Genomic DNA, 19,342 nt, shown 5'->3' with positions numbered 1-19,342 from the left:
ACCTATCCCTTAAAAAGAAATGTTGGAGCTTCCATCAGCTGTTTTCCACTTATTTGATATCCATTGACCCCTAACATTAGAAAGGGCTTATGACTATTATAAACGATCGCCTGATCAAGATTATCCATTGGTTCTCCTTGAATAAGCTGAACGCCTAAATCTTTGAAAAAGAGCTTTAGATAATCAATAAAGATCTTTTCAGCTTCCACATCATATTTTGCCGAAGGTTGACTAATCAATACGGACAGTGGAATATCTCTAAGATTGGGATTGAACATGTTAAGGAAATTCTTGACCATTTTTACCGAGTCGATTGACCCATCATGAAAAATGACTAGGTTCTCAACTTCCCAATTCCTTGGCAACAAAAGCACTGGGCACTTAATGGCACTAAGCATCTCATCTAGCACCTTGGTATCGCACTCCTTAAAAGCCTCCAATTCCAAGATCAAAAGATCAAACACTACACTAAAACTAGATAAGCGTTCATGATCCATCTTCTCACTTATCCATTCAAACTCAACGTTCTGTTTAGCCGCCTCTTTTTCTAAAATAATCTCAGCCTCATAGTCTTTGACAAGGCCATCTAGCGCCAGGTTCACGCCCTGATCTTGAGCGTTGGCCGTGACAAGGTCTTTGGAATGAAAGTTTTGGGGAGAAAAAGCCGAAACGTACTTCTTGTGCGTCTTATTCAAAAGACTCAACATATCTGAGATCAGATTGTCAAAACCGTTATCTGCATTTGTTGCTAAGAGTATTTTGTGTTTCAAGACCTTTGATTCAAATTAATAATCAAAAGTACTTGAGTGAGTATGGGAGGCTATTGATGGGTATCAGAGAAAAACATGATAAAAGTCATGTTTATCCATAGAAGTCTGCTTCGTGTACTAATTTTTGGGTATCCATCACCTTGATTTTCTTACCCTCAAGGCCAATCAAACCATCTGATTTAAACTCAGATAGCAACCTAATTACCGTCTCAGTTGCAGTACCGACTATATTGGCTAGGTCTTCTCTGGAAAGGGCTATGTCGATTAAATCACTCCCTTCTCCTTCCATACCATAGGTTTCTTTGAGCATTAAAATAGTAGCTGCCAAACGCTCTCTTACAGACTTCTGAGCAAGTTGAGCTAGTTTATCCTCCATTACCCCCAACTCATGACATACCGCCTTCATAAGCTTATTGAAAAATGCAGGATTCTTATTCAAAATTGTCAAGAAGTCACTCTTGGGAATAAAACAAATAGCAGCTTGCTCAATCACCGCAGCAGACGCTCCATAGAACTCTTCGCTCAACAATGACCTATATCCTAAAAAGTCTCCAGGCTGGGCAATGAAAAGAATCTGTTCTTTACCATTCGAACCCATTTTATAGACTTTGACCTTACCATAGTTGATACAAAAAATACCCATAGGTCTAGTCCCTTCATAAAACAGGTTTTGTCCCTTTTTGTAAGTAACACAGGACTTATGAGCAGACAGAATACTCAGATCTTCTTCTGGCAAATCAGCAAAATGAGAGTCAGTTCTCGATTTGCAGAACTGACACTGAACATTCAATTGGCTTGATTTATTAAGGCTCATAGAATGGTTTTTTTACTAAAGTAATCTACACTTGGTCAACCTCAAAATTTTTGACCAGAAGTATTATAAGAGGCTCCCCAGACCAAAAAGAACAACGAAAAGCAAAGTTGACAAGGCCATTTGCTTCAAAAACGGATCGAGTTCAGCGGCATTCCTTTTTGAGTGGACTGCTCTTGCATTGACTAGCAACAATGGTAAGCTGAGTACAAACAGAAACTGAGTAACAGCAACGTAGTTGAGCGCCACATAGACCAAAGCGGCAGCAAAACCGGAAAAAAGAAGAAACCAATGATACCTGACAGCAGCATCTCTACCTAGTCTAACAGGGATAGATCGTTTCCCTGCCTTCTCATCTGACTCAATATCTCTGATGTTATTTACATTCAACACGGCCACAGAAAAGAATCCCACTGAAATAGCGGGCAACAGATAGTTCCAATTTAAGCTTTGCTCATACAAAAAGGCACTACCCATCACAGCAACAAAACCAAAGAATATCAAGACACTGATATCCCCGAGGCCCGCATAACCATAGGGCTTATACCCTGCGGTATAAGTTATGGCCGCTAAGATGGCCAATGCGCCAATGCCAAGGAATAAGTTAAAATTGAAACTCATCCAACCGAAAGCCACATATATCAAGGCTATACCACTTGCCAAGGAAAGCAATACAAAGATTAGAATGGCCCGTTTCATTTGTGCTTTAGTGATCGCACCAGATTGCACTGCCCGAGAGGGGCCTTGTCTTTCAGTGCTATCAGCACCGTGAATAGAGTCACCGTAGTCATTGGCCAGGTTGGAAAGTACCTGCAGAAAGATGGTTGTCAGAGCACACAAGCCGAAAACAAGTGCATCGAAATTGCCTGATGCCCCCGCAAGGAAAGCCCCCATACCAATCGAAGCCAATGCCAAGGGCAGTGTCCTTAACCTAAAAGCGACTATCCAGTTTTTCATTTACATTCTATCGGGAACATCAACCCCTAGTAAACCCATACTGACCTTAATGGTTTGTGCTGTTAAAGCAGAAAGAGCTACCCTAAATTGCTGCAAGTTTTTGTCCGACTCATTGAAGATGGAGAGTTCGGCATAGAATCGATTATAATCTTTTGCCAAATCATACACATACTGAGCAATCACAGCGGGTGAATAAGCCTCCGCAGCAGCCTTTAACTTTTCTGGATAAAGACCTAAGGCGTAAATCAAGTCCTTTTCCATTTGATGGATTTCATTGACCTGATCGAAATTTTCAGCGTCAAAACTCACCCCAAGCTGATTCGCTTTTCTTAGGATAGAACTGATTCGTGCATGGGTATATTGAATAAAAGGCCCTGTATTTCCCTGAAACTCGATTGATTCTTCAGGATTGAATAGCATTCGCTTTCGCGGATCGACTTTCAGTAAGAAGTACTTGATGGCGCCAAGGCCAAGCATTTCATAAAGCTCACTGGCCTGATCCTCTGAAAAGCCATCGATTTTGCCGAGTTCTTCAGTTCTTGACTTAGCGGTATTCGCCATTTCCTGCATTAAATCATCCGCATCGACCACTGTGCCCTCTCTTGACTTCATCTTCCCGGAAGGAAGGTCTACCATTCCATAAGAAAGGTGATAGCATGAAGACGCCCAATGGTAGCCGAGTTTCTTAAGGATCAGGAAGAGGACTTTGAAATGGTACTCTTGTTCATTACCCACGGTATAAATCAGTTGACTCAATCCTGGGTAATCATCGAAGCGCATGAGTGCAGTACCTATATCCTGCGTCATGTAAACAGAGGTCCCATCACTTCTTAGCAAGAGCTTCTCATCGAGACCTTCATCGGTCAAATCAACCCAAACGGACCCATCTTCTTTTTTAAAGAACACACCTTTTTCAAGGCCTTCCATTACACGATCGCGACCAATCAAATAAGTATCGCTTTCGTAGTAAAGCTGATCAAAATCAACCCCCATCTTGTCATATGTAGCATTAAAGCCTTCATAGACCCAGCCATTCATTTTCTCCCAAAGTGCGTAGACTTCAGGATCTTTTGCTTCCCATTTCTTGAGCATCTCCTGGGCTTCCAAAAGAATCGGTGCTTCTTTTTCAGCTTGTTCTTGCTGAAAACCTTTGGCTACTAAATCGGCCACCTCAGCCTTGAATGCTTTATCAAAAGCTACATAGTATTTACCTACCAGATGGTCCCCCTTCAAGCCCGAAGTCTCTGGCGTTTCACCTTCGCCAAATCGTAACCATGCCAACATGGACTTACAGATATGAATACCACGATCGTTGATGATCTGTACCTTATGCACCTCATTTCCAGCGGCTTTTAGGATTCTGGAAACAGAGTTGCCTAGGAAATTATTACGCAAATGTCCTAAATGAAGTGGCTTATTGGTATTGGGGGATGAGTACTCTACCACAACCGTTCTGCCAGTAGGCGCAACGTCAAAGAGTGATGAGGCGGCCACGTCCTTACCATTGAACATTTGAATGAAACTCTGAACCTGAGATGCTTCTGATACAGAGATGTTTAAAAAGCCCTTGACTGTATTGAAACCAGAGACCACCTCGCAATGAGTTTCTAGGTAAGCACCAATCTCATTACCCGTTTCTTCAGGGTTCTTTTTGGAAAACCTGGCAAAAGGGAAAGTGACAAAAGTATAAGTGCCTTCAAACTCTTTTCGAGTGGGTTGTAAGGCGATTGCCTCAGCAGCCACTTCATGGCTATATAATGCTTTCAAGGCGTCAGCGATACCTTGCTTAATCTGTTCTTCCATTAATTAGAAATTCTTAATCAGAGAGTCGGTTGTGGCCTCGAGAATATCGAAAGCACTCTCCGCCATCCGGTTTTCAGTGTCCAAAGTTGGGTTCACCTCCACAATTTCCCAACAACAAACTCTTTTATCTTTTATCAACTCTCTATTTAGGTCGAAAGCCTGCTCCTTTGACAAACCATTAGGTACCGGAGTACCCGTTCCAGTAGAAATTGAAGTATCCAGGCTATCAACATCAAAGGATATATAGACCTGATCGCATTCTGATAGTATCTCCAAGGCCTCACTTGCGACAGCTTCAACGCCTTTTTGGTTCACCTCTTCGGTGCTGAAGTTTCGAATACCATGTTCTTTCAAAATATGTTCCTCGGGAGCCTCTGTATCTCTAACTCCGATGAATACGACATCGCTTGGGGCTATTTTAGGGCCTCTCCCCCCTATCTTCTTGATCCTTTCCCAAAGAGCTTCTGTTTCTTCCTCCACATCATTCACTTCGCAAGCCTCGTTGTCAATGGCAGTCACCATGGCCAGCGGCATACCATGCATGTTACCGGATGGTGTAGTGTAGGGAGAATGGAAGTCGGCATGTGCGTCTATCCATATGACGCCCAGTCGCTTTTCCGGGTCGGCCTGCTTAATGCCACAGATAGTACCCGCGGCAGTAGAATGATCCCCTGCCAATACGATTGGAAAGAGTTGTTCCTTTCTCAATTCGGTAATGGTATCACATACCCTATTAAGCATGGTAAACACACCCTCACCGTACTTGGCAAAATCAAATTGTGGGTCACCAAAAAGGAGTTGATTTTCGTCCTTGACACTTACAGGCTCGAAGCGCATAAAGAAGTTCGAGTGCCTTTTAATACTTGCGATTTTAAGTGCGTCTATGCCCATGCTGGCACCTCGGGTACCTGCTGCCAGTTCAGACCTCACTTCAACCAATCTAATTTTCCTCATCCTTAAAAGTTTACTTAGTCACAAGGTACATTTTTGACTTGGTAAAAGTGAAAAAATCGAAAGACTTCATTCACCAATGGGAGGAGAAAAAAATGAGTGCAGCACTTCGTTCAATATTTTCCAACCAATGGGCATTCAGAATTGGTGAATTGTTACAATATTTGCGCTCCTTGTCATAATTCAGAAGCCAAGTGAAAAGCTACTTTGATCTAATAGACCAGACTTTCGAGTTTCCTACGGAAGAATTCAAGGTAAATGGAAAGTACCTTGAATTTCATGGAATCTCGCTCCATGACGTGATAAAAGAGCATGGAACGCCCTTGAAAATCACCTACATCCCGAAAATCGCTGAGAATATCCAACGGGCAAAAAAGTGGTTTAGTGATGCAATCGCAAAGCACAATTATAAGGGTGATTATACCTATTGCTACTGTACAAAGTCCTCTCATTTCGAATTTGTATTAGACGAAGTGATTGACAATGATTGTCATATCGAGACTTCATCAGCCTTTGACCTACAGATTGTTAAAAGTCTTTATCAAAAGGGGAAAATCGATAAGGATGCACTGATTGTTTGCAATGGATTTAAGCGACCACTATACGTGCAGTATATCCAGGAACTCATCAATGATGGATTCAATAACTGCATTCCTGTACTAGACAATCTCAATGAGCTAGATGAGTACAAGTCAAGAATTGACAAGGACTTTCAGATTGGTATTCGCGTAGCGGCCGATGAGGAGCCAAACTTTGAATTCTATACCTCCAGACTTGGGATTCGCTATAGCGACATCAATGCCCTATACACAGACCAAATAAAGGGTACTAACGCTAAGCTAAAGATGCTCCACTTCTTCATCAATACGGGCATCAAAGACACAGCTTATTACTGGAGTGAATTAAGTAGGTTCATGTACAAGTATTGTGAATTAAAGAAGATCTGCCCTGAACTCGACACTATCGATATTGGAGGCGGTTTCCCTATTAAAACTTCAATGACCTTTGAATACGACTATGCTTATATGGTCGATCAGATAGTTGAAAATATAAAATGGATTTGCAATAAGAGTAACGTCCCGATGCCCAATATCATCACAGAATTCGGGTCATTTACCGTGGGTGAAAGTGGCGCCATCATCTATTCGGTTCTGGATCAGAAGTTGCAAAACGACAAGGAGCTTTGGTATATGGTGGATGGCTCTTTTATCACCAGTTTGCCTGACGCTTGGGGTATGAATCAGAAGTTCATCCTCCTGGCTATCAATAAATGGGATCATCCATTCCAGAAAATCAATATGGGCGGGTTGACCTGTGATAGTATGGATTACTATAACTCAGAATCGCACTCATCTGAACTTTTCATGCCTTTGATTGAAGAGGATGAAAAGCTATATGTTGGCTTCTTTCACACTGGGGCTTATCAGGATTCTCTTGGAGGATATGGTGGTATTCAGCATTGTCTGATCCCTGCTCCAAAGCATGTGCTAATAGACAAAGATGAGGATGGACAGTTGTTTACAACCGTTTTTGCTGAGGAGCAAAACCATGATAGTATGATGAAGATCTTAGGATATTAGACTTGTTAAAGAAGTGACTTAACGTTCTCAGGAGGTCTTCCGATGACCGCATTATCCCCTTTAATGACAATCGGCCTTTCGATCAGCTTAGGATTATTGACCATCACTTCAATCCACTCGTCATCGGTAAGGGTCTTCCCTTTGAATTGCTCCTTAAAAATTGCCTCCCCTTTTCTTAGAAGTTCAGTAGGGCTAATATTAAGCTTTTGAATAATGCCCTTAAGCTCTGCTTGGCTCGGCACATCTTTTAGGTACTCGATAACCTCAACGTCAACACCTGTTTCTTGGATAAGCTGCAAGGTCTCGCGGCTTTTTCTACACCGCGGATTGTGAAGGATTTGTAACATAGTCAGATTAATTAACCGAGACCTCGATCCGACACAACAAAAGTGCCTTTGCCGTTACAATTAGGACATGGAACACCACCTACGATCTCACCCGAGCCAGAGCAATAATAACAAGTAACGGATTTCGTGTGGATTTCTGTCTCCCTTACCACAGGCGGTGGTAGCACTTCTTCTCGGGCAAATTTCCTTTTTTCAAAAGATAGATTGATGGCACCTACATTGAGCAATTCAGGATACTTGTCAATCATTGCCTCAATATTCACAAATTCTTCTTCTTCACCGTTTTCCTCAACCACCCATTTCCTTCCGAATTTCGCGTAGTACGCTTTCTTTCCATTATAGGAATGTACCTTTCTCGATTTCATTCTAAAGACCCGTGTTTTGATTTTTTGCGTCCCAACGCAACACAAAGATAAAAAACTTTATATACGGCAAAAATTTCAAATTTATTCCAATTTTAGTGTTCAAAGAGAAAATCAATGAAACAGATCCAAATAAGCGATAAACTGAGTATTTCCAATATAGTCCATGGTATGTGGCGTTTGACAGAATGGGACTTTACGCAAGATCAGCTTATCTCGTTTGTCGAAAAATGTATAGAAATGGGTATAGATACCTTCGACCATGCTGACATCTATGGAGATTATATGGTCGAAGAAGTCTTCGGCAATGCCCTTGGAACCGTTCCAGATCTGAATAAGAGGATAAAGGTGATCACTAAATATGGCATTAAACTTTTATCAGAAAACCGACCTGATCATTATATCAAACATTATGATACTAGCTATGACCATATCATTTGGTCTGTTGATAATTCACTTGCTAAGTTGCAGCGCGAACAAATCGATATTCTGTTAATCCATAGACCAGACCCATTCAGTGATCCTTCAGAAATTGCCAGGGCTTTTTCTGACCTGAGACAATCTGGCAAGGTGCAGGAGTTTGGTGTGTCTAACTATCTACCAGGGCAGTTTGACAACCTTCAAGCCCATATGGATTTTCCTTTGGTTACCAATCAAGTCGAGATTTCTGTAGCTGCTTTACAGGAATTCGATAATGGGACCATTGACTTGTGTCAAGAAGTTGGTATTCCTCCAATGGCGTGGTCACCTCTCTCAGGTGGTAGCATTTTTAATGGTGAAACCCATCGCTTCTTGACCATCAGAAATGTGTTACACAAAATAAGCGATGAACATGGTGTAACGATCGATCAAATCATGTATGCCTGGCTGCTTAAACACCCAGCCAACATTATTCCATTGGTAGGCTCCGGAAAGATCGAAAGGGTAAAAGCGGCAGTAGATTCACTGGATATTGATCTTACAAGACAACAATGGTTTGAACTGTGGGTGGCTTCCAAAGGTGAAAACGTACCTTAAAAAACTTGAAACTATGAATGACCTTAGCTATCCAATTGGAGAGTTTAAGCAACCCGATCAAATCGATGAACAGCATATCACCCAATGGATCGATGAGATTGAAGCATTGCCTTCATTAATGGAATCGGCCGTAAGAGGGCTGAATGATTCGCAACTGGATACTCCTTACAGGCCTGACGGCTGGACGGTACGTCAAGTGATTCACCATGTACCCGACAGTCATATAGGAAGTTATTGTAGGTTCCACTGGGCGCTGACTGAAGACAATCCGACTATAAAGGCTTACGATGAAAAAGCATTTGCATCACTCGGTTACCATGAGCACCTAGCGATTGACACATCACTGGCATTACTCAAAGCTCTACATGCCCGTTGGGTTGTACTTTTAAGAAACATGACCAAAGAGGATTTAGAAAAGACCTTTGTACATCCTGAAACCAAAGAGATCAACATATTGAAAGTAGTGATAGGAATGTATGCCTGGCACGGGAAACACCATCTTGAACATATTTTAGCCTTAAAAAGACGGATGAATTGGTAATTCATACTAAAGTATTAGCGCTAAGAACTGGCTGACTACTTCCTTTAAAAGAAAAAAACATGAACGACAAAGACGAAAACATCTATGGTAAGATCGGCTGGATAGATCTTACCATTCCAAATGCCGAAAACGTAAAAGATTTCTATGCAGAAGTTGTTGGCTGGAAGCCTGAACCAGTTTCTATGGGTGATTATAATGATTACAATATGACTGCCAATGGCGAACCGAAGGCAGGAGTATGTCATAAAACAGGACCTAACCAAGACATCCCATCTCAATGGATGATCTACATTAATGTACCTGACCTTGACAAGAGTGTTGCTGCCGTAGAACAAAAGGGAGGAAAGCTCCTTACTGAAATCAAATCGATGGGCGCATATGGCAGAACTTGCTATATAGAAGATCCTGCCGGAGCTGTTTGTGCGCTTTTCGAACCTGCACAATAATGCTGGCTTTTCAGCTTTGCTGAAATCGATTAACTTAGGGCCAATTGTTTTTCTTTCATGAAACAGCTGGCCCTATTTCTTTTGCTAAATGTCCTCTGGTTTGCTCCAAGCCATCAACCCATACCAAAAAATCAAGATAGTCCTTATCTATGTGCTGCCAATACGCTGGCAATGAATGCCAGACTTTGTATAGACATTACAGAAGTGCCCGGCTATATGTACAAAGACTACCTCGCCACTGCTGCCGAAAATGAGAGCATAAACAGCCCATCTTTCAAAGCCAGAAAACCTGACTTCGACAAGTGGAAAGAGGTTTTTGAAAACCTGAATGAAGTAGAAATTGAAAGCAAATTCTTCGAGAGTGATGAGTTTGCATTGATGCCGATCGTAGGGATTTCCAGAAAGCAAGCGGAAGACTTTTGCGCTTGGCGTACCAAGATGTTTCAAGCCGAACTGGACAAGATGTCCAAAAGAGAAAGGGCTCAATTTCCTAAAAAATTCAGGTTTAGACTACCAACCGCCAACGAATGGTCTCGAATGAGGTTTCTTGCACAAGAGAAGCGCATGATGAAGCAGCTTGACAAAATCGCTGATGGCAATCTCAAAGCATTCAAATTTTCGAAGGCAACGCTCATGCGAGGTAATGAGAAAATATCTCATATATACAATGCCAAAGATTCCAAAGTAGGCTTCTTTAACCTTTTCGATAATGTGTCTGAAATGACTAGCGAAGACGGAATTGCAGTTGGAGGCAGCTGGGTTTCGCCTAATACGGAGGAAAACTACCAACAAACATTCGAATACTCAGGACCAGCAGCCTGGCTGGGTTTTAGGTGTGTATTTGAAATCATAGACTAGACAATTCCTACCACTAGAAAGCCTAAATAGGTCCCAAGACCAGTACCAAGTGCTCCTGCCAAGATAGCCGGCAACACTAGATCGGTTCTCTTAAAAGTCTTTGCTAAGGCCAAAGCGGTACTAGAACCACCAATATTGGCCTGAGATGCTATCGCAACGATTGACCAGTCAAGTTTAAAAATAAGTCCACATAACACGATAATGAGGCCATGCACAAGGACAATTGCTCCTGTAAACACCAGTATGTCAATGGCATTGGCACCCACTTCTGCTAAGGCCGTTACCTCACAGAAAGCACCCACAACTACTAAAAACAAGTAGACGGAGAACATGCCAAGTAGCTTGGCTCCCGAGATGCGTTTTATAAACTCCATCTGCGCCAGTATCAAAGCGATGGTGGTTAATATCAAAATGGATGGAATACCAACCCCCTGACCTGCTGACCAGTCTGCAAGCCAGTCTGAAATGAACATAGTGACTAGCACTATGCCCACCAGTAATCCTAGGTTTAAAGGAGATAGCTCCTCCTTATCTGTATGTTCTATATGTCTAGTAGTTCGTCTCGCTATAGTCTCAGGATTCTTCCTGAACCTTCGCATAAGCGCAGGAAGGCTGAGCGTGATCAACATCCAGATGGTAGTCATTATATTGTCAGCGACTACAATTCCAGTGAAGATGGCTCCTTCCTTCACCATGCCATACTCCAAGGCGATGGCATTAAAGTTTGCACTTCCTCCAGTATAGGTGCCCGTCATCATACCAGCAATGGCTGCATAATTCTCGCCAAAAACATCTTGATAGTTTATCAATTGCAGCGCCACCGTTACCCCTACCATCGTTCCTAACGCTCCTATACCAAAGGCAATCAACATGGGCATTCCCGCTTGTCTTAGCTCCTTTAAATTCACTCCAAGCAAGAGAAAGAAGATACTTGCCGGTGCCACATATTGAAAGATTGAATCGTACACCGGGCTTGCATTAGAAGCCGAAGGGATCAATCCAAAATTAGCCGCAATTGCCCCTAAAAGGATTACCAAGAGGGAACTACTGAGGTGTTTTAGCTTGGTGTATTTGCAAAGCCACTCACTCAGAAAGATTAAGAAGCAGAGGAAGGCCAGAATGTATACAGGCTGTTGAATATCCATAAAATCAGAAGTTATGACAAAAAGTGAGGCACTCCAACTTTCATAACTGATCTAAACCTTATCCGTTGTTTAACGCGCTAAGCACCCGCTCTCGGTATGACTGCCCTATAGACACCATATGCTCTCCAATTTTAATCTGGTTCCCCTCGATGTATTCAAATTTGGTCTTATTGATAATGTAAGACTTGTGCGTTCTCACAAATTGATCTTCGGGTAAATCGGCCAGAATTCCTTTCATGGTGGTCGTTACAATTAAGGTCCTATCGATTAGGTGAACCTTGACATAGTCTCCAAGTGCTTCGCAATAAAGTATATTTTCGAATGGAGTTCGATACATCTTCTTATCGGCTTTCAGTAAAATATGGTCGTGGATGGCGTTTGGCTTCTTGGCAGTCCCCAGTTTATCTTTTACCTTCTGTATGGCCTGCACAAACCTTTCGAAGGCGATCGGTTTCATTAAGTAATCGATCGCATTTAATTCAAACCCCTCTACAGCAAATTCAGGATAAGCTGTGGTGAAAATCACCGCTGGTTTTTGATTCAAAGATTTATAAAAATTGATCCCCGAAAGCTTCGGCATATTGATATCTAAAAAGAGTAGATCAGCAGTTTCTTTCGACAGTATTTCCATTGCTCTAAAAGCATCTTTGCACTCGCCAATCAATGTCAAATCGGGATGATCATTGATAAAAGTCTTTAATACATTTCTAGACAACGGCTCGTCATCTACTACCAAACATTTAATCATTGAATTTTCAGTTTCACTTCAAAATCAGTCTGTGTTTCTATCACCTCAAAGAGATGTTTATTCGGGTAAATCAAGGCCAGTCTTCGCTTTACATTCTCAAGACCAATGCCTCCATATTTACCTTTCTCCATATCGTCTACCAGGCCCTTATTGTTCTTTATATTCAATTGAATTCCCTCATTTAACTCAAGATCGATCGTGATGAATCCATCATCAGAAACACCCTTTACACCATGTTTGAAGCTATTTTCAACCAGTGGAAAGAAAAGCAATGGTGCTATATGTTTATCAGATGGATCGCCTGATATATTGAATGTCACTTTTGTGCTTTGGTCTGATCTCAGCTTTTGCAATTCGATATAATTTTCGAGCATCTCAAGTTCTTTACTCAACTCTACCTTATCATCGCCAACTTCATAAAGCATATAACGAAGTAAATTCGACAGCTCAAGCACTGTTTCGGCTGTTTGCTCACTTTTGCTCAGCGCTAGCGAGTAAATACTGTTCAGGCTATTGAAGAGAAAGTGCGGGTTGACTTGAGACTTTAATGAATTCAATTCAATAGAGAGCTTCTCCTTTTCCACCCTTTGTAGCTGATACCAAGATTTGGAGAGCTTTAGTAATGTGGTTAATACTAAATAGATAAGAAAGATGGTCACCAAGACCTTATAGTCTGTAAATGAAACCATATAGTACTCTGTAGGTAGCAGAGGCAATAGCAATTCGAATGTCAACTCATGTAAACTATAAGTAGTCGCCAAAAGGATCGCTACGAACAGTGCATAAAATAGATACTTCCCCTTTTGCAGTAACCTTGGGATCAAAACCTGCAGATTCACATAGACAAGGAAAAGCAAAGAGATATGAAAGAGCAGTGCATAGAAATAGTCAATGAACTGCAATGAATTAGAAATGGCAAAGTAATCGCCAATCACATAAATGGACAACACCCAGAAGACCGGGTGCTGTAACCATTTTGAGTTGATGACCTTGTATAAGATTTTCATTCTGTTGCTCTGCTATAAGTATCCACTGAATCAAAAACTGACTCATCATCAGCATACTTTTCAAGGAACTTCTGTATTTCTTTGGGTTGAGCAGTGATCAAGACCTGCCCATCAACCTTCTCGTGTCTCAGTCTAATTAGATTACTTTCAAAAAGCTTGTTCAATTTCTCCAAGTCAAACATGGTGAGGTTGAGCTTTCCATCTGTAATATCCATCTTCATGAATGTATGAACAGGGAAAAGGTTCTCTCCAAAGGTAGCATCTGAATATTCAGGCAGCGGATAGAGATCAAGGAAGTAATCCTTTCCAATGCTCACCACATGGGCCATGTAGACTAACCTCTCTCCATCATCCATTACCACCATTTTGTAGCTCTCTTCCTCAGTTGTGTAGACGGTACCCTTCCACTTCTCTTCGGCTTTCTTAAGACTTTCACCTAACTTTTGTAGGCCATCTCCCAAATCCTTGAGCATAGGTGCCAAACCTTTTTCAGCACTGTCAAGAAGAGGTTTCATTCCTTCTTCCATTTTCTGTACCATGGGTTCCATGGCAGCTTCGAACTTTGTTGGTTTTCGGCCTGTACCAATAGTTGTGTCATAGTGAGCCCGAATGGCATTTCGATCAGTGATCTTTTTACCATTGATGGTTACTGAAATAGGACTCCCAGATTTAATGGACCAGCCATTACCACTCATTGAATCCACATATTCTGAGGGCTCTTGGTTCACGGTAATGCTCTCATCTTCCACCTGACCAAGGGATTCAAAAGAGATGTAATCATCTGTGTCATATTCACTTTGCCATTTACCCACTAACTCTGGAAGAAAGACCAGTGTATCTTCTGTGTAAATCGGAAATAGAGAGTAGACACATGAGCTCATGCAAATCATCAATAAGCTAAATGCTACGAGTACTTTAAGTTTCTTTTTCATGACTTTAGATTTTATGTTTTGAGTTTTTGATGACTCAAATGTGCAGGCTAAGTCGGACCTGCTAAAATTTTATCGGTGAACACGATGAAATTCCGGATGAACAAGATATTTAATTCTTTTTGGATGCCAAGTGGCTGAAGGTTCTGGCATCGACTCGGTAAACCTCGTTATTTGAAAGTCTCGGTCCTACCTCTTGAGTAATATTAAAAATGAAGCGCTACCCGTACCTACCAGGTGATATAATTTCGAACGGGTCAATGCTCTTTTTGATCCTTTTATTTAACGCTCTAATTTCTTGAGAGTACTGACCAAACTGCATACTTTGAACTCCTAGTCTAAAAGGCGGATATCCGAGTTTAATCAACTTTTCCATTAGAGAATCATGATAATGAAGTGCCGCCAGATCCGCCTCTTTGGATCTCTTATAAACTATTGCCAATGCGAACCTGAGACATAATGGGTCCAGGGCATTAAAACCAGCCTGAAGCTGAAAGTCCTTATTATTAAGCTTCTGGTTTTCCTCAGAGACCACCCTTCCCATTACTGTTACATCAGATTCGGAGAAAGGGACCGCAGGACAAAGCCATATGATACCACAGTTATCCAGGTCCAAATCTGGAGATTCAGGCATGCCATTTTCATAGACATATGCACTTTTAAGGTTCTTATAATCAGGAACTCCATATGCTTTAGTCCATAATAAATCAGGGTGTGAGTCCTGATCCTGAACTTCTAGTGTAATGACATGATTCTTGAGTTCCATTTCTATTATTTCTCTGTAAGCTAGCCCAATCGATCTTTCGGGAGAATAATGTGTGATACTACCAAACCATTCATTGCTCTCAGTATGTTTCACTATTCTGGAGCCCATTACTGCAGTGGCCTTTTCATAATTCCAAAGACTAAAACAGTTATCTTGTATGAGGCCCTTGTGCATTGCTTTTTGTACATAATCGATGACCCCTAGGTTACTATCAGCATCAATTGAAAACTGAAACACCTGATGAAAGCCAGCACAGGGCCTTAACTGTAGGTTTGCCGAAATTACAATGCCGAAATTGGATTGAGTGAACAGACGATCGAGGTTTGGACCTACCCCATATTTGTCTAATGCTAAGGATTCACCAATGCGCTGACCTGTCTCGACCAGGGTTCCATCTGGCATCACTACTTCTAAATGAGTGACCCACTGCACCCGATCTCCATATGGCCCTAAACCATGCCCTCTTTCAAGAAAATTGCCAATAATACTGGCATCGGGAGAACCTCCAATCACAGGTAACCACAGGTTAGAATCAAAGCGCTCAAGAAACTGATATAAGTCCTGAAAACTTACGCCAGCCTCAACACGAACAATCCCATACTTTTCATTATGCTCACAAATGCGATTGAGTCTAGAAAGATCAACAAGTAGGCACTCTGGGTTTGGTGGCAGCTTTGAACCCAAGCCCCAATTCTTCCCTTGACTGAAAGGATATAATTTGAAGCGATGCTTGTATGCGAGCTTTACAAGGTCAACCAATTCATCTCTATTCTTTGGCTTTGCTACTAACTTCACTACTGAAGTAGATGAAAAAGTATTTTGATTGTAATCATACAGATCTTCCTCCTTATGAAATACCTCCAAAGCAGGAAGTGCTCGAATCAAATTGGAATAGATATTATCAATTTCCATTCTCCTGACTTAATAGATAAGCACCCCTTTTTAGAATTTGATCTGACCAGTCAAAGAATCCTTCAAAAAGGAGTTCCCCTTCTTTATCCAATTTCAGACAACGCTTTAGTAATGCGTCTCCCTCCAACATCCTAGGTAGGTTATTCTTCAAAAACACCATCCAAACATTGTTTTCTGCAACACTCTGTGTTTGATCTAAATGCAGAACATTTAAAGCAGTACAATGCATGAAAGAGTATTGAGCGTGAAATACAGCCGTCATTGGTCTTTTCCTGTCTTTTCGAACGGGGCTTTCAAATAACTCTGTCGGACCATTCATGATAAACCTGTTGGTTGACTCTAACATTACACCCAATAAACGCAACTTATTATGGGCCATCTCATGAACATAGGCTTGAGCCAGTCCATGTTCATTATTGACGGTGGCGTAAATCACTCCCAAAAGATGATCCAGCGAATGACTACAAGAGCCAAGAGAGTTCCCCTCAATGGTCTTATCGATCCAAGGGTGAATTGTATGCACTATTTTTGGAAACTGCCGATAAACCGCTGGCCATACATTCAGTAAGTCTGCAGCTTTTTTAATATTGCTATGGTCGGCAGGGGCATCAGTGAAACGATCCATTGTATAATCTGTCACTTTATTGATGCCGACTTGTCCATCAAAAGCAAACCCCTCCGGACGCTCCTCATGACGATAGGTTTTAAAGGACTGATTATACGCTTGGCTTTGTTTGATAAAATCTAAGACTATCTCAGTGTCATAACCATCTTCCTGAGGTGCAGCAACCCTTCGCCAATCAATGTTCGTCCTCATGGTAAACCTCTCTATTTGAAATTTGATTTTCGAGTCCTCTTTTAAAATTTGTCGATTCAGTCACCTTTCGTTTTACTGGCTGCTTATAAGGAAACTTTATCCCTTGCTCACTAAAAATCGGATACTCATTACCCATTAGTCTTAGTCCTAATTTGTTGGCATAGGCTGGCCCATTAAAAATAAGTTTGAAGACGGGTGTTTTCACCTCAGAAATCCCATGGAGTGATGTCCATTCAACAGGCCATCTCAGGATTTCATCTAACCAATCCATCTCTGTAGAATATCCTATTTGCCTTCCAATTCTCAGGGACTGGGAAGCTAAGCGTGATGTTTCGCTACACTTGAAGGAACAGGGTATGTGAAAGAACGGCACCAATTTCAGTTTATGATAGACAAAGTTACAAGTCGGCAGGTGCTCTTCTGTACTAATTATAGCCTCAAACTGGCTCGCCTTAGACATTTTAAAGTCTTCCGTATTGCCAGCAACGGTCCAAGTGGGATCTGATTCAGACTTACTCCGCACACTTGCCGTAAAGTGTTTTGTACAACAACTGGGGTAACCCAACAGTGAGCCCATAACATGGCTATTGGAATTTTTATATGCTGTGATATACTGTTCAACGGTGGTTTTAGATTTTGAGAAAATCAGCTGCCCTACATCCCATTTCCTTCCATTATTCACAACCTCATTACAGGCAATTAGCTTTGCCTGCAAGCCCTTAGCATAAAGGTTGGATTTCCATTCTTCAAGTCGTTCTGGATCAATATTAATCTGACCGAGGGGCCTTAAACCTTGCATAACCAAAGTAATCGAAACCTCATTCAGTGCAAACTTAATATCATCAAACCGCTGTTGCCATGTAGCGGCAGCCCGGTCATTGCTCCATGAGTACCTGTGAAAATCAGGCAGGTCAAAATCTAATACTTGCATCTTCACTTTTCTCAATTTCAGAAATTACCATGCTGACGTCCGGATTCTGCCCAATCGACCAGTAAGAAATCATTCTCCGCTCTATTTCATGACGTAACGGGGATTGTGAAAGTGGCTCTTTTCCATTTTCGATCATCCTCTTTTCAAAATATTCGAAGAGCGCTATCCAGGTATCACAGTTCTCGCTTCTATTCCTCCAATCACCATCAATAGCAGTACCAGGACATTGTCCTTTGCACATCAGGAAAAACCTACAATCCTTACATCCTCCATATGATTGTGGAGTATGATAAAGAGATATATAACGTTCGAAACCTGGACGGTCCGACTTCACATGGTCAATCCCGTCTTTGTTAGTACGACCACAATTGGTTCGTTGACCATTCCCCTCGATTCCTCTGACCGCAACTGTTGTATACGGATCACAGGCCCTCCAGACACAAGATGCTTTGTGATCATTACCCTCCATCATATGTCGAATGTCTTCAAAAACGTCCAAGAAGCCCTTAGGAAGCTCTTCCTCCAGTCTAGTGAAATTCATAAAGGCCTGAAGGTTCTCCTCAGAACTTAAAGCATATTTATTTCTGACGTAAGGGGTATCTACTTCGAGTACATGAAGTCTTATGTGATGTAAACCCTTATTTGATAGGTTTTTAATCCACTTATTCAAAACCGGAAGTTTATCCCTAGAGGCGTTATTTTTATGTAAAGTAACGATCAGGGAAGTCGGAATTCCTTCTTCCAACAAGCGGTTGAGTGCCTGCTCACTTTTGGCAGTAAACTTTCTCGTTTTGGATACATCTCCCATCCATCGAGCATCATTCAATGCCCCAGGCCCGTCCATTGAAATGCCAACATTTACGCTATACTGCTTGAATAAGCTAATATGCTGATCATTGATGAGTGTCCCATTGGTTTGAATGGTATTACGTCCATATCGTTTATAACCTAGCTCAAAAAGCGCCTCCAAGTCCTTTTCAGGAACGAGCAACGGCTCCCCTCCAAACATTGCAAAAGGCCTACCCTCTTGCAGAATAGAATTCTTAATTGCCTTTAAATCATACGACTTTGTGGTGTTACCTGCATCCTTAATAGGGTTTTGATAACAGTACTGGCAAGCAATATTGCAGTTAACCCCATACGGCCGAACCTCTACAGACATTAGGCAAGTTTAAATTCACTGTATGCCTTACTAGCTCGATGTGGAATGGCAATATATAGGGTGCCCTTAGGTTCATGATGCAGCTGTACTTTGAAATAATCGGGAACATCCGCCAACTTCAAAGATTGAACCACAACCCTTCTTAAGTCCTCTGGACTAAGGTGAAACGTATTTTGTCCTTTCTTTAAAGCCTCATCAATGGCTTGTGCCTCAATCAATTTCCTGACATAACCCAAAGGTGTTTTTTGTTCGAGTGATTTATGAAGTTTTACTTCACCCAATACCCCCTCCTGATTTGGAAAGATTAGGTGCATAACTTCTTCATTTTCTTTCAAAATTTGAACTTTTGTCTTGCCGATCGATCTCCCCAGAAGTTCTTCAATAGCTGCCTTGGGTGTTTGAATCAGTTTTTGCTGATACTCTGGTTCGGTAAGGGCTTTCTTGATAATCTTAACCTCGTTCAACCATCTGTTTGCTTTCAT

General features: G+C 41.6%; 21 protein-coding genes. 5 read left to right on the top strand and 16 right to left on the bottom strand.

Annotated features, from left to right (window positions below; all coding sequences use genetic code 11):
* Positions 1-2: 2 nt before the first annotated feature.
* The 5 genes from BFP97_RS00860 to rocF all read right to left on the bottom strand — a co-directional run bounded on the left by BFP97_RS00860 (position 3) and on the right by rocF (position 5,295).
* On the bottom strand, positions 3-770 hold the full coding sequence (locus BFP97_RS00860) for a hypothetical protein (RefSeq protein WP_069840607.1): 768 nt from the start codon (positions 768-770) through the stop codon (positions 3-5).
* 91 nt (positions 771-861) lie between these two features.
* Complete coding sequence (locus BFP97_RS00855) at positions 862-1,584, bottom strand: Crp/Fnr family transcriptional regulator (protein WP_069840606.1); 723 nt, start codon at positions 1,582-1,584, stop codon at positions 862-864.
* 63 nt (positions 1,585-1,647) lie between these two features.
* Entirely contained in the window at positions 1,648-2,538 is an 891-nt protein-coding gene (locus BFP97_RS00850) for a 1,4-dihydroxy-2-naphthoate polyprenyltransferase (RefSeq protein ID WP_069840605.1), read from the bottom strand.
* The gene (argS, locus tag BFP97_RS00845; RefSeq protein ID WP_069840604.1) at positions 2,539-4,341 is read right to left on the bottom strand and encodes an arginine--tRNA ligase; all 1,803 of its coding nucleotides are present in this window, start codon (positions 4,339-4,341) and stop codon (positions 2,539-2,541) included.
* 3 nt (positions 4,342-4,344) lie between these two features.
* Positions 4,345-5,295: an arginase gene (gene rocF / locus BFP97_RS00840; RefSeq protein ID WP_069840603.1), complete on the bottom strand. Its 951-nt coding sequence runs from the start codon at positions 5,293-5,295 to the stop codon at positions 4,345-4,347.
* A 191-nt stretch (positions 5,296-5,486) separates the two neighbouring features.
* On the opposite strand from rocF, the gene BFP97_RS00835 reads away from it, so the two are divergent.
* Positions 5,487-6,872: an arginine decarboxylase gene (locus BFP97_RS00835; RefSeq protein WP_069840602.1), complete on the top strand. Its 1,386-nt coding sequence runs from the start codon at positions 5,487-5,489 to the stop codon at positions 6,870-6,872.
* 5 nt (positions 6,873-6,877) lie between these two features.
* Here the strand turns inward: BFP97_RS00835 and arsC are convergent, their stop codons facing one another.
* Together arsC and BFP97_RS00825 are read right to left on the bottom strand one after the other, a co-directional pair.
* Complete coding sequence (gene arsC, locus BFP97_RS00830; RefSeq protein WP_069840601.1) at positions 6,878-7,219, bottom strand: arsenate reductase (glutaredoxin); 342 nt, start codon at positions 7,217-7,219, stop codon at positions 6,878-6,880.
* Between the two features lie 11 nt (positions 7,220-7,230).
* The gene (locus tag BFP97_RS00825; RefSeq protein WP_069840600.1) at positions 7,231-7,584 is read right to left on the bottom strand and encodes a hypothetical protein; all 354 of its coding nucleotides are present in this window, start codon (positions 7,582-7,584) and stop codon (positions 7,231-7,233) included.
* Positions 7,585-7,698: 114 nt separating this feature from the next.
* On the opposite strand from BFP97_RS00825, the gene BFP97_RS00820 reads away from it, so the two are divergent.
* Genes BFP97_RS00820 through BFP97_RS00805 form a run of 4 tightly spaced genes read left to right on the top strand, consistent with a single transcriptional unit; the run spans position 7,699 to position 10,443 of the window.
* Positions 7,699-8,598, top strand: coding sequence for an aldo/keto reductase family oxidoreductase (locus BFP97_RS00820; protein ID WP_069840599.1), 900 nt, complete (start codon positions 7,699-7,701; stop codon positions 8,596-8,598).
* A 13-nt stretch (positions 8,599-8,611) separates the two neighbouring features.
* A complete protein-coding gene (locus BFP97_RS00815; RefSeq protein ID WP_069840598.1) occupies positions 8,612-9,139 on the top strand; it encodes a YfiT family bacillithiol transferase in 528 nt (175 codons plus the stop codon).
* Positions 9,140-9,198: 59 nt separating this feature from the next.
* Entirely contained in the window at positions 9,199-9,585 is a 387-nt protein-coding gene (locus BFP97_RS00810; protein WP_069840597.1) for a VOC family protein, read from the top strand.
* A gap of 57 nt (positions 9,586-9,642) precedes the next feature.
* Positions 9,643-10,443, top strand: coding sequence for an SUMF1/EgtB/PvdO family nonheme iron enzyme (locus BFP97_RS00805; RefSeq protein ID WP_069840596.1), 801 nt, complete (start codon positions 9,643-9,645; stop codon positions 10,441-10,443).
* Here the strand turns inward: BFP97_RS00805 and BFP97_RS00800 are convergent.
* The 9 genes from BFP97_RS00800 to BFP97_RS00760 all read right to left on the bottom strand — a co-directional run bounded on the left by BFP97_RS00800 (position 10,440) and on the right by BFP97_RS00760 (position 19,342).
* Positions 10,440-11,588, bottom strand: a complete 1,149-nt coding sequence (locus BFP97_RS00800) for a DUF819 domain-containing protein (RefSeq protein WP_069840595.1) — start codon at positions 11,586-11,588, stop codon at positions 10,440-10,442. The two genes, BFP97_RS00805 and BFP97_RS00800, sit on opposite strands and share 4 nt — an antisense overlap.
* A 58-nt stretch (positions 11,589-11,646) precedes the next feature.
* Positions 11,647-12,336, bottom strand: coding sequence for a LytR/AlgR family response regulator transcription factor (locus tag BFP97_RS00795; RefSeq protein ID WP_069840594.1), 690 nt, complete (start codon positions 12,334-12,336; stop codon positions 11,647-11,649).
* On the bottom strand, positions 12,333-13,343 hold the full coding sequence (locus BFP97_RS00790) for a sensor histidine kinase (RefSeq protein ID WP_069840593.1): 1,011 nt from the start codon (positions 13,341-13,343) through the stop codon (positions 12,333-12,335). The genes BFP97_RS00795 and BFP97_RS00790 overlap by 4 nt, the downstream gene beginning before the upstream one ends.
* Positions 13,340-14,275 (bottom strand): hypothetical protein, encoded by a 936-nt coding sequence (locus BFP97_RS00785; protein ID WP_069840592.1) that lies wholly within the window; start codon positions 14,273-14,275, stop codon positions 13,340-13,342. Before BFP97_RS00785 ends, BFP97_RS00790 begins: the two co-directional genes overlap by 4 nt.
* A gap of 217 nt (positions 14,276-14,492) precedes the next feature.
* Positions 14,493-15,950, bottom strand: coding sequence for an FAD-dependent oxidoreductase (locus BFP97_RS00780; protein WP_069840591.1), 1,458 nt, complete (start codon positions 15,948-15,950; stop codon positions 14,493-14,495).
* On the bottom strand, positions 15,940-16,767 hold the full coding sequence (locus tag BFP97_RS00775; protein ID WP_069840590.1) for an aKG-HExxH-type peptide beta-hydroxylase: 828 nt from the start codon (positions 16,765-16,767) through the stop codon (positions 15,940-15,942). The genes BFP97_RS00780 and BFP97_RS00775 overlap by 11 nt, the downstream gene beginning before the upstream one ends.
* A complete protein-coding gene (locus BFP97_RS00770) occupies positions 16,751-17,698 on the bottom strand; it encodes a DUF483 domain-containing protein (protein ID WP_069840589.1) in 948 nt (315 codons plus the stop codon). The genes BFP97_RS00775 and BFP97_RS00770 overlap by 17 nt, the downstream gene beginning before the upstream one ends.
* Positions 17,679-18,860: a radical SAM protein gene (locus BFP97_RS00765; protein ID WP_069840588.1), complete on the bottom strand. Its 1,182-nt coding sequence runs from the start codon at positions 18,858-18,860 to the stop codon at positions 17,679-17,681. Before BFP97_RS00765 ends, BFP97_RS00770 begins: the two co-directional genes overlap by 20 nt.
* Positions 18,860-19,342 carry a hypothetical protein gene (locus BFP97_RS00760; protein WP_069840587.1) on the bottom strand — a complete coding sequence of 161 codons (483 nt, stop codon included), beginning with the start codon at positions 19,340-19,342 and terminating at the stop codon, positions 18,860-18,862. The genes BFP97_RS00765 and BFP97_RS00760 overlap by 1 nt, the downstream gene beginning before the upstream one ends.

It is taken from the genome of Roseivirga sp. 4D4 (assembly GCF_001747095.1).
Lineage (GTDB): Bacteria > Bacteroidota > Bacteroidia > Cytophagales > Cyclobacteriaceae > Roseivirga.
Note: the sequence above shows the minus strand (reverse complement) of the source record. Positions and strands in the feature narration are given on the sequence as shown.